Annotated in this window: 12 protein-coding genes and 1 riboswitch; of the genes, 6 read left to right on the forward strand and 6 right to left on the reverse strand. The window is 50.6% G+C overall.

Features of this window, described 5'->3' with window-relative positions:
• The first annotated feature begins 102 nt into the window (after positions 1 to 102).
• Positions 103 to 208: riboswitch (guanidine-I (ykkC/yxkD leader) on the forward strand.
• A gap of 63 nt (positions 209 to 271) precedes the next feature.
• From Q0K92_RS06540 to Q0K92_RS06565, 6 genes are all read left to right on the forward strand, one after another.
• Entirely contained in the window at positions 272 to 1708 is a 1437-nt protein-coding gene (locus Q0K92_RS06540) for an APC family permease (protein WP_297325006.1), read from the forward strand.
• Positions 1709 to 1732: 24 nt separating this feature from the next.
• Positions 1733 to 2461 carry an urea amidolyase associated protein UAAP1 gene (locus Q0K92_RS06545; protein ID WP_297325007.1) on the forward strand — a complete coding sequence of 243 codons (729 nt, stop codon included), beginning with the start codon at positions 1733 to 1735 and terminating at the stop codon, positions 2459 to 2461.
• On the forward strand, positions 2458 to 3123 hold the full coding sequence (locus tag Q0K92_RS06550; protein ID WP_297325008.1) for an urea amidolyase associated protein UAAP2: 666 nt from the start codon (positions 2458 to 2460) through the stop codon (positions 3121 to 3123). The genes Q0K92_RS06545 and Q0K92_RS06550 overlap by 4 nt, the downstream gene beginning before the upstream one ends.
• A 44-nt stretch (positions 3124 to 3167) precedes the next feature.
• Positions 3168 to 6794, forward strand: coding sequence for an urea carboxylase (uca, locus tag Q0K92_RS06555; protein WP_297325009.1), 3627 nt, complete (start codon positions 3168 to 3170; stop codon positions 6792 to 6794).
• Entirely contained in the window at positions 6794 to 8623 is a 1830-nt protein-coding gene (gene atzF, locus Q0K92_RS06560) for an allophanate hydrolase (protein ID WP_297325054.1), read from the forward strand. The genes uca and atzF overlap by 1 nt, the downstream gene beginning before the upstream one ends.
• Positions 8624 to 8714: 91 nt before the next feature.
• A complete protein-coding gene (locus Q0K92_RS06565; RefSeq protein WP_297325010.1) occupies positions 8715 to 8981 on the forward strand; it encodes a hypothetical protein in 267 nt (88 codons plus the stop codon).
• A gap of 79 nt (positions 8982 to 9060) precedes the next feature.
• Here the strand turns inward: Q0K92_RS06565 and Q0K92_RS06570 are convergent, their stop codons facing one another.
• The 6 genes from Q0K92_RS06570 to nadA all read right to left on the reverse strand — a co-directional run bounded on the left by Q0K92_RS06570 (position 9061) and on the right by nadA (position 14013).
• Complete coding sequence (locus tag Q0K92_RS06570) at positions 9061 to 9210, reverse strand: hypothetical protein (RefSeq protein ID WP_297325011.1); 150 nt, start codon at positions 9208 to 9210, stop codon at positions 9061 to 9063.
• 158 nt (positions 9211 to 9368) lie between these two features.
• The gene (gene smbP, locus Q0K92_RS06575; RefSeq protein WP_297325012.1) at positions 9369 to 9722 is read right to left on the reverse strand and encodes a small metal-binding protein SmbP; all 354 of its coding nucleotides are present in this window, start codon (positions 9720 to 9722) and stop codon (positions 9369 to 9371) included.
• A 63-nt stretch (positions 9723 to 9785) separates the two neighbouring features.
• Positions 9786 to 10553, reverse strand: a complete 768-nt coding sequence (locus Q0K92_RS06580; RefSeq protein ID WP_297325013.1) for an HAD family hydrolase — start codon at positions 10551 to 10553, stop codon at positions 9786 to 9788.
• A gap of 14 nt (positions 10554 to 10567) precedes the next feature.
• Positions 10568 to 11608, reverse strand: coding sequence for an L-threonylcarbamoyladenylate synthase (locus Q0K92_RS06585; protein ID WP_297325014.1), 1041 nt, complete (start codon positions 11606 to 11608; stop codon positions 10568 to 10570).
• Positions 11609 to 11671: 63 nt separating this feature from the next.
• Positions 11672 to 12844 carry a cardiolipin synthase ClsB gene (clsB, locus tag Q0K92_RS06590; protein ID WP_297325015.1) on the reverse strand — a complete coding sequence of 391 codons (1173 nt, stop codon included), beginning with the start codon at positions 12842 to 12844 and terminating at the stop codon, positions 11672 to 11674.
• Between the two features lie 71 nt (positions 12845 to 12915).
• Positions 12916 to 14013: a quinolinate synthase NadA gene (gene nadA, locus Q0K92_RS06595; RefSeq protein ID WP_297325016.1), complete on the reverse strand. Its 1098-nt coding sequence runs from the start codon at positions 14011 to 14013 to the stop codon at positions 12916 to 12918.
• Positions 14014 to 14165: the final 152 nt, after the last annotated feature.

The raw sequence follows: 14165 nt of genomic DNA on the forward strand, positions 1-14165 counted from the left end.
ACCATTGCTTTTTCCAAACCACGCATTTAAAATGCCACCCGTTACTGGCTTTCCAAAACGCCGATTGAACGATTGACGGCATAGCAACTCAAAAAGCAGTAATTCAATGGAAACTAGGGTTCCGGTCGGTGCACTAAACGGCGTCAGGTCCAAGAGTTTCCGGTCTCGTGATAACGAGGCTCCACGGAGGGAAAAAAGCCCGGGAGATTAAGCGTAATGTACGTGAAGTGCATTACAATCTCGGCAAACCCTTTTTGTATGGAGACTTGTTATGTCAGGTTCAACGAAACAAACCGTTTCTTCGCAAGATGCCCATGTAGTCGGCGATGTACTCAATCGCAGCATGAGTGTATGGCACAGCTTCACGCTGGGTTTTGCGGTTGTCTCGCCGGTCGCCGGACTCTATGCCATCATCGGTGTGCAAACCACAGTTACCGGTGGCGGTTGGTTTGCTGCATTAGCGGTCTGCTTGATCATGCAGCTACTGGTGGCTACCGTTTATGCAGAATTGTCTTCGCAATTCCCGATTGCGGGCGGTGCCTATAAATGGGCACGGCAACTGGGTGGCGCCATCGCCGGGCAATATGCAGGTGTGATTTATATTTGTTCCACCATTGCCATGGTCACGACAACCGCTTACACAGGCGGTTTCTGGCTCGCCACCTTTTGCGGATCGCAGGGTGATGGCGGCGCGATGATGGTGCTTTGGGGCGCCCTATTTCTCTTTCTCTGCACACTACTCAATCTGGCGCCTGTCGGCATTTTCAATCTGGTGATCAAGCTCGGTGTTTACGCTGAAGTTGTAGGGTCATTCGGCGTGGCACTGCTGTTATTTCTTTTCTTCCGTCAGCATTCTTTCATGGAATTGTTCCAGCATATGGGTACCGGAACTGCGCCCAGTGAAATGGCTGCTTTTCTGGCGGCACTGGCTATCGCCGGTTGGGCTTTTATCGGTTTTGATGCCTGCTCCACCACAGCGGAAGAAACCCATCAACCGAAACGCATGGTGCCGCGTGCAATTCTCATGTCGCTACTCGTTGTCGGCACAGTGGTTTTATTTAACTCAGCCGCACTGATCTTGGCATTTGATCATGACACATTGAGAAATTCCAGCCATACCGCTGATCCGGTGACGCCATTGATTGCCAGCAGCATTGGCGCTTGGTTTGAAAAACCCTTTCTGGCCATTGTGATGACTGCTTTTCTGGCCTGCGGCGCATCCATGACCAAATATACTTCCCGCATCGTTTACTCCATGGCGCGGGAAGGCAATATGCCAGCCATGTTGAGCCGGGTAACGGCCAGTAAAACACCACGTAATGCGGTTCTCTTTACCGTTCTGCTGGCAGGTTGTGGATTGATTTTCGGACTCAATGATGATGCCGTGGCCACCATAATCGCTTTTGGTACCGGCGGTTTATACGCCATGTTCACGTTCACGACTGGATTTGCATTGTTTGCCCGGCTCACAGGCCGGTGGAATCCGCAACTCGGCGAATTAAAGCTTGGCGCATGGGGTCTGGTCATCAATATCCTGGCATTCATTTGGTCGTTGTTTGAGGTCATCAATATCGCCTGGCCCCGCCCGTATGCCATTTCAGCCGATGCGCCATGGTGGCAATTATGGGCAACGCCACTGGTACTCGGCAGTATTCTGACCATCACCACACTATATATCCTTTGCAAGAAATGGATTAGCACTAAGTAAAATTGCTTTAACAAGGAGTTCATCATGAATCAACAAAAAATTATCTGGAAACAATCCATACCCGGCGGATGCCACTGGTCCGGCATCATGCGTCGCGGCACCACGTTACGCCTGACGGACGTGAGTGGTGGTGCAAATGCAGCGGTGCTGTTCTTTAATCAGGAAGAAAAGCTCGAACGCTACAATATGGCAGATACACTGAAATCGCAGCATACCTTCCGTCTGACCCAAGGACACGCGTGCCATTCGGATATGGGACGGATTTTCTGCTGCATCACGGCGGATACCGCCGGCTGGAACGATACCGTATGCGGATTGAGTGACGCTCAATTAATACAACAAAAATATGGCATTGCGCGTTATCAGGAACACCGCAATCACATGTTTCGCAGCGGCCTGGACGGCATGTTGATCGAACTGGGTAAATGGGGATTAGGCATGCGCGACGTTGTGTCCAATATTAATTTCTTCAGCAAAGTCACTGCTGATGCCGACGGCGAGCTGACATTTCATGCCGGTAACAGCCAGGCAGGTGATTATATTGATCTGAGTTTTGCAATGGATACCTTGGTCATCCTCTCGGCTGCCCCGCATCCGCTGGATACAAAGCCAACTTACCAGCCCGGCACCGTTGATCTGTCGGCATTTGTGACACCCGATGCAGCAGCCTCAATATGCCAACAGATTGCCGAAAACGTCAGAGGATTACACAATACCCATCGGTTCTATCACCCCTGTGGAGGTGCGCAATGAACACGCAAACTATGATAGCCAGCAAACTCAACCCGGATCTCGCCGTCGTCGATGAAATTTGTGCGGCCGGCGAACCCTGGGTCGGAATCGTCAAGCAAGGGCAAATTTTTCGCATCGTTGACCTGGAAGGCAATCAAGCCGTCGACACGCTATTTTTCAATGCCGGCCACGCCTTGGAACGTTATAGCGCCACCGACACCATTCGCGCTCAGAATAAGTTGTATCTGACCACCGGCAGCAAACTCTGCTCCAATTTCGGCAACACCATGCTCACAATTGTCGCGGATACCTGTGGACGGCATGATACATTGGGCGGTGCCTGCGCGGCGGAAAGTAACACGGTGCGCTATGCACTGGAAAAATATCCGATGCACAGTTGCCGGGACAATTTTCTACATGCACTGGCCCATGAAGCAGTTTGTGAACAGCTCAACATGAGCAAGCGTGACCTGCCGAGCAACATCAATTTTTTCATGAATGTCCCGGTCACCGAAGCAGGTGGATTGGAATTTGTCGATGGCGTCTCGGCACCGGGCAAATACGTCGAGATGCAGGCTGAAATGGATGTATTGGTATTGATTTCGAATTGTCCGCAACTCAACAATCCGTGCAATGCCTATAATCCGACACCGATCCGGTTATTGATCTGGGATTCCCAATAATCGATAAATCCAGTTGATGATTCATCAAGAAAAAGGATAACGCTATGTTCGATAAAGTCTTGATTGCCAATCGCGGCGCCATTGCTTGCCGGATTACTCGCACCCTGCGCCGCATGCATGTCAAAAGTGTCGCCGTTTATACCGAAGCCGATGCGTTATCGCGGCATGTCACCGAAGCCGATGAAGCCTACTGCATTGGCAGCGGACTCGCTGCGGAAAGCTATTTGCGCACCGATAAAATCCTGGAAATTGCTCAGCAAAGCGGCGCGCAAGCGATTCATCCCGGCTATGGTTTTCTTAGCGAGAAAGCCGATTTTGCCGAGCAGTGCGCCGCGCATGGCATCTGTTTTATCGGCCCTACACCGCAACAAATGCGCGCGTTTGGTTTAAAGCACACAGCACGCGCCTTGGCACTGGAGAATCAGGTGCCGTTGCTGCCGGGAACCGGTTTATTAGAAAACCTTGAAGCAGCGTGTCATCAGGCCAAACACATCGGCTATCCCGTCATGTTGAAAAGCACCGCCGGCGGCGGCGGTATCGGCATGCGTTTGTGCTGGAACCAGGATGAATTGGTCGGTGCCTACGAATCGGTCAAAACGTTGGCACAAAACAATTTCAAGGATGCCGGTTTATTCCTGGAAAAATTTGTCGACCGGGCGCGTCATATCGAAGTACAGATTTTCGGTGATGGCAAAGGCCAAGTCGTCGCACTGGGTGAGCGTGACTGTTCCATGCAGCGGCGCAACCAGAAAGTCATCGAGGAAACACCCGCCCCCAACCTTGCACCGCATCTGCGCCAAGCGTTGCTGGACACGGCGGTACGCCTTGGTAAAGCCATCAGCTATCAGTCTGCCGGCACCGTTGAATACATTTTTGATGCTGCCAATGGCCAATTTTATTTTCTTGAGGTCAATACCCGCCTGCAGGTCGAACATGGCGTGACGGAAGAAGTCACCGGCATTGATCTGGTGGAATGGATGGTGCGGCAGGCGGCTGGCGACCTCCCTCCCCTCGAATCTTTCACGATCAAACCTACTGGTGCTTCGATTCAGGTACGGGTGTATGCCGAAAATCCCGCAAAAGATTTTCAACCCTCCAGCGGTACACTCACCGCAGCGGAGTTTTCCACCGCCGCACGTGTTGAAACCTGGGTTGAGCGCGGTATTGAAGTATCCGCGTTTTATGATCCGATGCTGGCAAAAATCATCGTACATGCACCAGAGCGGGAAATAGCCATCGCCAAGCTATTGACCGCATTGGACAATACATCGCTGCATGGGATTGAAACCAATCTGGCCTATCTCAAACAGATTCTGCGCAGCACGGTGTTCCGCAATGGGCAATCGACTACGCAATTCCTCAATGGCTTTCATTATCAGCCGCACAGTATCGATGTTCTGAATGCCGGCGTGCAAACCACGATACAGGATTATCCCGGGCGGATCGGTTACTGGCATGTCGGCGTTCCGCCTTCCGGACCGATGGATAGTCTGGCTTTCCGCTTTGCCAACCGGTTGGTCAGCAATCCCGAGGATAGCGCCGGACTGGAAATCACGCTGGCAGGCCCGACACTGCGTTTTAATTGCGACAGCATCATTGCCATCTGTGGCGCGCCTATCGATGTATCGCTGGATGGCGAGCCGCTGCCACTATGGCAATCCCATGCCATCAAAGCCGGTGCACTCGTGCAATTTGGCAAAATTCGGCAAGCCGGCAGCCGGGTTTATCTGGCCGTACACGGTGGTTTTCAGGTACCCGATTATCTGGGCAGCAAATCCACCTTTACACTCGGCCAATTTGGCGGACATGCCGGACGCGTGCTGCGTGTCGGCGATGTCTTGCATGTGCAACCGCTGCCATCTTCCCAACCGGCGCCACAACATTTGCCGCAACCATGGGCGCCGCTTTATACAAATCGCTGGGAAATTGCCGTATTGTACGGCCCTCACGGCGCGCCGGATTTCTTTACCGCAGCGGACATTGAACAGTTTTTTGCCGCCGAGTGGAAGGTACATCATAACTCCAGCCGTACCGGCGTGCGGCTGATCGGCCCTAAACCGAAATGGGCGCGTAGCGATGGTGGCGAAGCCGGCCTGCATCCCTCCAATATTCACGACAATGCCTATGCCATCGGCGCAGTCGATTTTACCGGCGATATGCCGATTATCCTCGGCCCTGACGGCCCCAGCCTGGGTGGTTTCGTGTGCCCGGTCACCATCGTCCAAGCGGAATTGTGGAAAACCGGGCAACTCAAACCCGGCGACAGCATCCGCTTTTATCCGGTATCGATGGAACAGGCGCTCGCATTGGAACAACAGCAAAACCAACTGATTCAACATCTTCATGCGGATGCAAGTTCGCCGATAGTTGCTCGATCCGAAAAACCAGGCAGCCCCATTCTGCACTGCATTCCGGAGAGCACAGCACAAGTGCAAGTCACTTATCGCCAATCCGGCGATAAATACCTGTTGATCGAATATGGGTCGGCGGTACTCGATCTGAATTTGCGCTTTCGTGCACATGCATTGATGACCTGGTTGCAACAATGCATCGATAATGGTGAGCTTTGCGGCATTCTGGATCTGACACCCGGCATACGCTCATTACAGATTCATTTTGACTCAAGCCAACTGGCACGCGAAAAATTACTGGCGCTTCTGATCACGGGCGAAAGCCAATTGCCATCGATTGATGACATGGAAGTACCGTCCCGCATCGTCCACCTGCCTTTATCCTGGGATGATGCGGCCACGCGGCTCGCCATCGAAAAGTATATGCAATCGGTACGCAGCAATGCGCCCTGGTGCCCGAGCAATATTGAATTTATTCGCCGCATTAATGGGCTGGAAAGCATTGAGGAGGTTCAGCATATCGTATTTGCAGCCAGCTATCTGGTGATGGGGTTGGGCGATGTCTATTTGGGCGCGCCCGTAGCAACCCCGCTGGATCCGCGCCATCGTCTGGTCACCACCAAATACAACCCGGCGCGCACCTGGACACCCGAAAATGCCGTCGGTATCGGTGGCGCCTATTTATGCGTATACGGTATGGAAGGTCCGGGCGGTTATCAGTTCGTCGGCCGTACCGTGCCGATGTGGAATCGTTATCGCCAGACCACCGATTTCAAAGATGGTCAACCGTGGTTATTACGCTTCTTCGATCAAATTCGTTTCTACCCGGTCAGTGAGAGTGAACTGCTCAAACTGCGTAAGGATTTCATCAGCGGACACTTCAAACTGCGCACGGAGGAGACGACTCTCAACTTGAAACAGTACCATGCCTTCCTGCAACAACATGCCGCCAGCATCAGCACATTCAAAACCCGGCAGCAGGCTGCATTTGAGGCCGAACGGCAACGTTGGGAAGCCAATGGTCAAGCGCAGTATGTCAGTGAAGATACGCTCGATGAAGCGGATTCACAAAGCGAACTGGATTTGCCGGAAGGTGCGCAAGCCGTCAGCTCTCAGGTAACCGGCACTGTGTGGAAGCTGCTGGTCAAAGCAGGTGAACAGGTGGAAGCAGGCAAGCCGGTGGTCATGATTGAATCGATGAAAATGGAATTTCCGGTGGATTCGCCCGTTACCGGCACGGTGCAGCAGTTATGTTGCAAACAAGGCGGATATGTCTCTGCCGGACAAGTGCTGTTCATCATCCAGGAAAACCCATCATGATGCGCAAGTTTCTCCCGCTGAGTGATATACCCTCTTTGCTGCAACGCTACGCCAGCGGCGAGCTATCACCCACGCAAATAGTGGAAACCATTCATGCCGACATTCAGCATGATCCCGATCATATCTGGATTTCGACACTGTCATTGGAGTCATTACGAGGTTACGCCCGCAAAGTGGAAGCGCAAGACATGACGTCATTGCCGCTGTATGGCGTGCCTTTCGCCATCAAGGATAATATCGATCTGGCGAACATACCAACCACCGCGGCCTGTCCGGCTTTTGCCTACACGCCATCGCGCAGCGCCACAGTCGTGCAAAAATTGATCGATGCCGGCGCGATTCCCATCGGCAAAACCAATCTCGATCAGTTCGCCACCGGATTGAATGGCACGCGGTCGCCTTATGGTGCGTGCCGCAATGCATTCAATCCCGAATATATTTCCGGCGGCTCCAGTTCAGGTTCGGCGGTCGCTGTCGCCAAGGGGCAGGTGTGTTTCAGCCTCGGCACCGATACCGCAGGTTCGGGCAGAATTCCCGCCGCTTTTAATAACCTGATTGGCTATAAACCCACCAAAGGCTGGTTTTCTGCGCAAGGCATGGTGCCCGCCTGCCGTTCCCTCGATACGGTATCCGTCTTCACTCATACCGCCGCCGATGCAGTGCACATCCTGGCAATCTGCGCCGCTTATGACACAGCGGATAGCTATTCTCGTGAAAGAGAAGCACATGGATTCGATTTCGGCACAGCACCCCATTTTCACTTCGGTATACCGCGTCCGCAACAACTGAAATTCTTCGGTAATCGCGACAGCGAGCGATTGTTCAATGATGCCGTAGCCCGCATGCAGGCACTGGGTGGAAAAACTGTCACGATAGATTTCGAGCCCTTTCTCGAAGCTGCGCGCCTCCTCTACGAAGGCCCCTGGGTGGCGGAACGTTATGCCGCCATTCAATCTTTCTTCGAGCTGCACAGTGATCAGATCATCGCACCGGTGCATGAAATCATCGCGACCGGGAAACAGCGCTCAGCTGCGGATGCTTTCAATGGCATCTATCAACTACGCAGAATCAAACAGCAAGCAGATCAGATTTGGACACAAGTTGATTGTTTGCTGACACCAACCGCCGGCACGATCTATCCCATTTATGCCATGCAGCAGGATCCCATAGGCCTCAATACCAACTTGGGCTATTACACCAATTTTATGAATCTGCTCGACTATGCCGCAGTCGCCGTGCCTGCCGGTTTTCAAAGTGATGGACTACCTTTTGGCATCACGCTGGCAGCACCGGCCCACCAGGATGAACCACTGCTGCATCTGGCGCATCGACTGCAACAAGTTTACTCATTGTCATTGGGTGCAACCGGCATTGCGATGCCCCGGAATATCCCCTTCCCTGCCGCATCCCGATCCGGCCAGGTGCGGATAGCCGTCTGCGGCGCACATTTGTCGGGTTTACCGTTGAATGAACAATTAACCAGCCGCCACGGCCGATTAGTCATCAGCACGACCACTTCGCCCGATTACAGGCTCTACGCGTTACCGGGAGAATCACCGCAACGCCCTGGCTTAGTTCGGGTTAACAAAAATGAGCAAGGCGTTGCCATCGAAGTGGAAATTTGGGAGTTACCGGCACGCGAATTGGGCAGTTTTGTGGCCAATATTCCGGCACCGCTAGGCATCGGCACCATTACCCTGGCAAACGGCAAAACAGTGCAAGGCTTTCTCTGCGAGCGTTACGCTATCGACAATGCAACAGATATCAGTCATTTCAGCGGATGGCGCAACTACTTAGCCGCCCCTGCAAAACGCTTGGAAGCCCTATAAATGTTCGAACTCATGCGAATTAGCAAACGCTGGAATCCCTGGGAAATTATAATATAGGCATCAAAACCTGAGGAAATGAGGGGAAACTTAAATGCCGATTGATAATTTTTCTCATGCTCATCTCGACCAGATGGCAGGTGTCCGACAACGGCTGACGACCGGCCCGAGTGTGGGGTACCTTGGGAATACCTTTTGGTGTCGGCGCATTCAGCTGTTCAATCTCAGCAATGACAGTCGCCATATCGGATTGCAGAGATTCTTCGAACAGGCTTGGCAGCGTCGAGAGTCAATTGATCAAGCCGGACGAGTGACTTCATGGTCGTCGTTATATCATGAAACGACATCAATCTATTGTTAACATTGAATTATTGTGTATATTTGCACGCGTAAATGTGCAAGCGGCGCTGTTGATAAGCGTTACCAGTCGACTTCCGTCGTTACCCATTCCCACTGCGATTGCGTCGATTTAAAACAACGAACCCCAATACCTGCTGCACCAGTATCGACAAACCGTCAATACCACGGCGCATATCCACCGGCGCAACCATCATCCGGATTTGCCCGGCAAATGCAATCAGTTCAGGCATCGCAAAAACTCAGCAAGCCATTGGGGGCAATATCTTCCGGTATTTCCAATACATGCTCACCTGAACAACAGAGCCCAAACAACTTACCACCGGTGCGGCTGCCTTAATCGTCACCGGTATCAGCGAGGCACCCTCTCGTCCATGCCGATAAATCAGATTTATTTTGCAGCTGATTCGCGCATATGCTTCAAGGCTTCTGCGACATGTTTGGTTGCTACATCGGCATGATCTTGTTGAGCATGTGCGATGGCTTCATCCAAATGTTTGATTGATTCGGTCATATGTTGCTGGTGCGCGCCAGCGAGTTCCTGTTCCGCGGCTTTTGCATGCGTAAGGCTTTCTTGCGCATGTTCCAGCAATGCCTTGGCATGACCCGCCTGGCCATGAGTTTGGGCTGTCTCTGCATGTTTTATCGCTTCAGCGGCGTGCTGATTGATGTCAGAAGCAATAGCCTGAGCATTGAGGAAAAGTGCTAATAAACCGATTGTAATGATAATTCTCATGATTTTCATGATGCCACTCCTTTTCAATATGGATTTAAAAAAGATTTCGTACTGTAATATAAAGTTTAGCAGTTAATGCATCAAACTATTGAGTATTCTATAATCAACCCATCCTTTATCAAGCATCGCGCCTTTGATTGGGGTACATGGCCGGGATGGTTCGCCGAGGTCGGATAAAACCGCGATGGCACCGCTAAAATCCTGTGAACGCGTATAACCGCTGACTGTAATGAGCGTCGGGAGGTTTGCCGCCAGTGCAGACTTCAGGCCATTTTCCGAATCTTCTATGGCAATGCAGTGCTGCGCGGTTAAGTTGAGTTGATTCAGTACCCAAAGATAAATATCGGGCGCCGGTTTTTTCATGGGTACGATGTCACCGGCGCCAATGACATCGAACCAGCCAATTGATTCTTCGCCTAACGTTGATTTGAGCAGAGCAGTGACATTTTCCATCGTCGTTGTGGTGGCAATCGCCAGTTTTATTTTTTCCTGGCGTAATTCGTGAATTAGCCGTGCGACGCCGGGACGTAACGGAATGCTGCCGGTTTCCATCAGTGATTCAAAGTATTTGGTTTTGGTTTTGTGCAAGCTGGCAATCCATCCCGTCAAGTCGCTTTGGTTAAGCATGGCGGGAACATGTTTTTCCATGTAATAGCGAATCCGTTCTTTTCCACCGGTAACCTGTAATAGCTCACCATACAGATCAATGTCCCAATGCCAGTCGAGATTAAATTGTTTGAATGCAGCATTGAAAGCAAGACGATGACCGTCTTGCTCTGTGTCGGCAAGTGTGCCGTCAACATCAAACAGTACAGCCTGTAATTTGTTTTCTGTATTCATTGTGTTAGATAATTTTAGTGATTATTGGATAAGCGATGGCTCGCGCGTTGCAAACGATCCGCAATGGCTAACCAGTCGGGATGATCAGGCGGTGCTTCGACCAGCAGGTAGTCAAATGCCGCCTGATCAAACTGACGCAATTTTGCATACAATTGCTGACCATATGCAATTGGATCTGCAGGCATGGCGCATTGTTCGATAGATTGACCTGAAAGTTGTGATGTATCGATATTCGACCAAGTCATGATCAGTATTCGAAAATTTTGTGCTGCTAATGCTAACGCATGTTGTCCTATTTGTTCGAGCGGATATACGCTTAATGGTGTTACAGGTGCATAATGTGCCGGTAATGATCCGGACGTGCGTATTGTCGGGTTGATCGTGTTGTGCGCTAGCATGACCGGACCGTTCAGCACAGCCTCAAGTGCAGATAATGCAATTCCGCCCGGGCGCAGTATCCTGGGTGATTCGTCATGAAAACTGATGATCGTGCTTTCCAGGCCAACCGTACAGGCACCGCCATCCAAGACCATGTCGACATTGGCACCCAGTTCCTGTTGCACATGTGCCGCTGTAGTCGGACTGATGCGTCCAAAACGATTCGCGGATGGTGCAGCCAGTGCTTTTTCCGGTCCTAATGCGTCAAGTAATGCCAGTGCAATCGGATGCGCCGGTATGCGTATTCCTACGGCACTCTGACCGCCGGTAACGCTGTCCGGTATGTGGCGGCTGCGTTGCAGAATCAATGTGAGCGGTCCGGGCCAAAAGTGGCTGGCTAATTTCCAGGCAGATGCCGGTATTGCCTGCGCCCAATAATCCAAATGGGAGATAGCGCCAATATGGACTATCAGCGGATGATCAATAGGCCGCTGTTTTATTTTATAGACTCTGTTGATCGCATCATGGTTTGTGACATCAGCGCCGAGACCATAAACAGTTTCAGTAGGAAAAGCCACCACACCGCCTGCGCATAATATTCGCGTGGCTGCAGTAACCTGCTCTTGTTGTTGCGGCGGCAGATCTGATTTACCGGGAGCGTACTGTGTCTGTTCCATTCACGTGGTTTTTTGCGTTTTAATTCAAATAAACGAGAAAATCCAATGTTTCTTTGTAAGCAATCATGGCACATTGTCATACCAGTCATAATTTAGCACGCCTTGCATCATACGTACGATATAAAAACTCAGCCAATTGACAATATATTTGCGCCAGGAGAAAAAGCTCCTGTTTGCCGGCGTAATGTGTACGGATTCTTGTGTAATGGCGGTTTTCAGGCTGGTTCTCAGTTCATTGGAAAACTGATGATCTTCAATGACAATATTCGCTTCTCGCGCCATAAGCAAACTGAAAGGGTCAATATTGGACGAGCCTACCGTTGCCCAATACTGATCAATGACAGCTACCTTGGCATGTAGATAACTGCGATTATATTCATAAATTTTTATTCCGGCTTTTAATAGATTTTCGTAGAGTGCCTGAGTGGCATGATATTGCAAACGGTATTCAATTTTGCCTTGTAGCAAAAGCTCAACATTAACGCCACGTTGAACAGCGTCTTTCAGCGCGTTACTAAATTTTCTCCCCGGCAGAAAATAAGCGTTGGCAATAATGATTTCAGTCTGTGCCTGGTTAATGGCTTCCAAATAAGCGTGTTCGATGTCATGACGATGGCGCCAATTATCGCGTATCACGAATGCAGCTTTCTGATTGCCGCAAGGCTTGTCCACCGGTTGGATAGTCATAGGGATAATCCAGCGTTTCTTCAGGTGCACCCACGCGACCAACATCCATAAATGCTTCACAGCCTGGTGTATCTGAACCAGCAATGGACCCTTGACAGCAACCGCATAATCAAAGCGCGGTGTCAGTTTTTCCGGATTGTGTTGATCGTCGATGATATTGATGCCGCCGACAAAAGCGATTTGTGCGTCAATGATGGCTAATTTGCGATGCATGCGGCGCAGACGATAGCGGCGTGGCATTGAGAAAACAAATTCCGGCCGAAATATCAATACCTTCATACCGGCTTGCAGCATACTGTTTATTTCAACCCGGGGGAGATTCTGCGAACCAAAGCCATCCAGCAGCAGATGCACAGATACGCCACGTTGTGCTGCACGTTTCAAAGCTTGTGAGATTTTTATGCCGATGGCATCATATTCAAAAATATACGTTTCAATGTGTATTTCAAATTGTGCTTTTTCTATGGCGGCTTCCAGTTCGGGAAAATACTCCTCCCCATTATGCAACAGGGCAATTTGGTTGCTCTCAACAAAATGAGAATTTTTCATCGATGGATAATCTGTTGATAATGCAGCATCCGAATGCTCTCATTTACGTTTTCGGGTGCTGGTTAGCGTAACTACGAAATCTTCAACATTCTATCGAGTGCCAATCTGGCTAGCCGGGCTTCGTTCTCAGGGACTTTGATTTGATTCACGACATTGCCGTTGACCAGATTTTCCAATGCCCAAGCCAGATGCTGCGGATCAATTCGTGCCATGGTCGAACACATGCATACCATGGGTGACATGAATTGGACAATTTTACCTTCTGATTTGAATTCTTCCGTAATGCGGCTGACCAGATTCAATTCCGTGCCGACCAGCCAGCGTGTGCCACTTTTTGCTGCTGCAATGGTTTTGATGATGTATTCAGTCGAGCCGACATAATCGGATGCTTTGCAAACCTCATAACTGCATTCGGGATGTGAAATGACGGTGCCGTCGGGGTGCTGATTGCGAAAACGGATAATGTGCTGCGGCTGAAACATTTGATGAACGGAGCAGTGGCCTTTCCATAATAAAATCTTGGCCTTCTTGATTTGCTCCGGCGTTAATCCACCCATGGGTTCATCAAAATTCCATACCGGCATTTCTTCCAACGGAATGCCTAATTGATGCCCGCTCCAGCGACCGAGATGTTGATCAGGGAAAAACAAGACTTTCTCCCGCTGATTGAATGACCACTGCAGAACTTTACTGGCATTGCTGGATGTGCAGACAATGCCTTCGTGTTCGCCGCAGAAAGCTTTGAGATCAGCCGCGGAATTGATATACGTGACCGGCGTGAACATTTCATCGGGGTCCAGTATTTCCGCAAGCTCGCGCCAAGCGCGCTCAACGTTGGAAAGATTGGCCATATCGGCCATCGAACAGCCGGCCGCCATATCGGGAAGAATGGCGATTTGTTGCGGACTGGAGAGCATGTCCGCAACTTCAGCCATAAAATGAACGCCGCAGAAAACCAGGTAATCCGCGTCAGTCTGAGCCGCGAGATGGGAGAGTTTTAACGAATCACCGGTCAGATCGGCATGCCGGTATACATCCGCCCGTTGATAGTGGTGAGCCAGAATGACGGCGCGTTTTCCCAGAATTTCTTTGGCAGCGATAATACGCTGCGCACACGCTTCATCTTGTAATTGATCGTATTTCTCAAATTCAAAGGCTTCTGCACGCATTGCGATATCTTCTTATGAAGTGTTTGTCGAATAATACACGGTATCATACTCAGATATCGATCCAAGTTGAAAGTTTAAACGCATGGAAAAGTCATGCAAAAATCTATTCGTTAAGTGGGAATTTTAGTTCTGGTATAATTCAAAAAGCATGT

Source organism: Nitrosomonas sp. (assembly GCF_024282095.1).
Classification (GTDB): domain Bacteria; phylum Pseudomonadota; class Gammaproteobacteria; order Burkholderiales; family Nitrosomonadaceae; genus Nitrosomonas.

Bases quoted from the DNA above. Each gene is read 5' to 3' on its own strand.
- clsB (WP_297325015.1), bottom strand. From the start codon at position 12,844: ATGAAAAATTCTCATTTTGTTGAGAGCAACCAAATTGCCCTGTTGCAT.
- Q0K92_RS06585 (WP_297325014.1), bottom strand. From the start codon at position 11,608: ATGGAACAGACACAGTACGCTCCCGGTAAATCAGATCTGCCGCCGCAA.
- Q0K92_RS06580 (WP_297325013.1), bottom strand. From the start codon at position 10,553: ATGAATACAGAAAACAAATTACAGGCTGTACTGTTTGATGTTGACGGC.
- smbP (WP_297325012.1), bottom strand. From the start codon at position 9,722: ATGAAAATCATGAGAATTATCATTACAATCGGTTTATTAGCACTTTTC.
- Q0K92_RS06550 (WP_297325008.1), top strand. From the start codon at position 2,458: ATGAACACGCAAACTATGATAGCCAGCAAACTCAACCCGGATCTCGCC.
- Q0K92_RS06540 (WP_297325006.1), top strand. From the start codon at position 272: ATGTCAGGTTCAACGAAACAAACCGTTTCTTCGCAAGATGCCCATGTA.
- uca (WP_297325009.1), top strand. From the start codon at position 3,168: ATGTTCGATAAAGTCTTGATTGCCAATCGCGGCGCCATTGCTTGCCGG.
- Q0K92_RS06570 (WP_297325011.1), bottom strand. From the start codon at position 9,210: ATGCCTGAACTGATTGCATTTGCCGGGCAAATCCGGATGATGGTTGCG.
- Q0K92_RS06565 (WP_297325010.1), top strand. From the start codon at position 8,715: ATGCCGATTGATAATTTTTCTCATGCTCATCTCGACCAGATGGCAGGT.
- nadA (WP_297325016.1), bottom strand. From the start codon at position 14,013: ATGCGTGCAGAAGCCTTTGAATTTGAGAAATACGATCAATTACAAGAT.
- Q0K92_RS06545 (WP_297325007.1), top strand. From the start codon at position 1,733: ATGAATCAACAAAAAATTATCTGGAAACAATCCATACCCGGCGGATGC.
- atzF (WP_297325054.1), top strand. From the start codon at position 6,794: ATGCGCAAGTTTCTCCCGCTGAGTGATATACCCTCTTTGCTGCAACGC.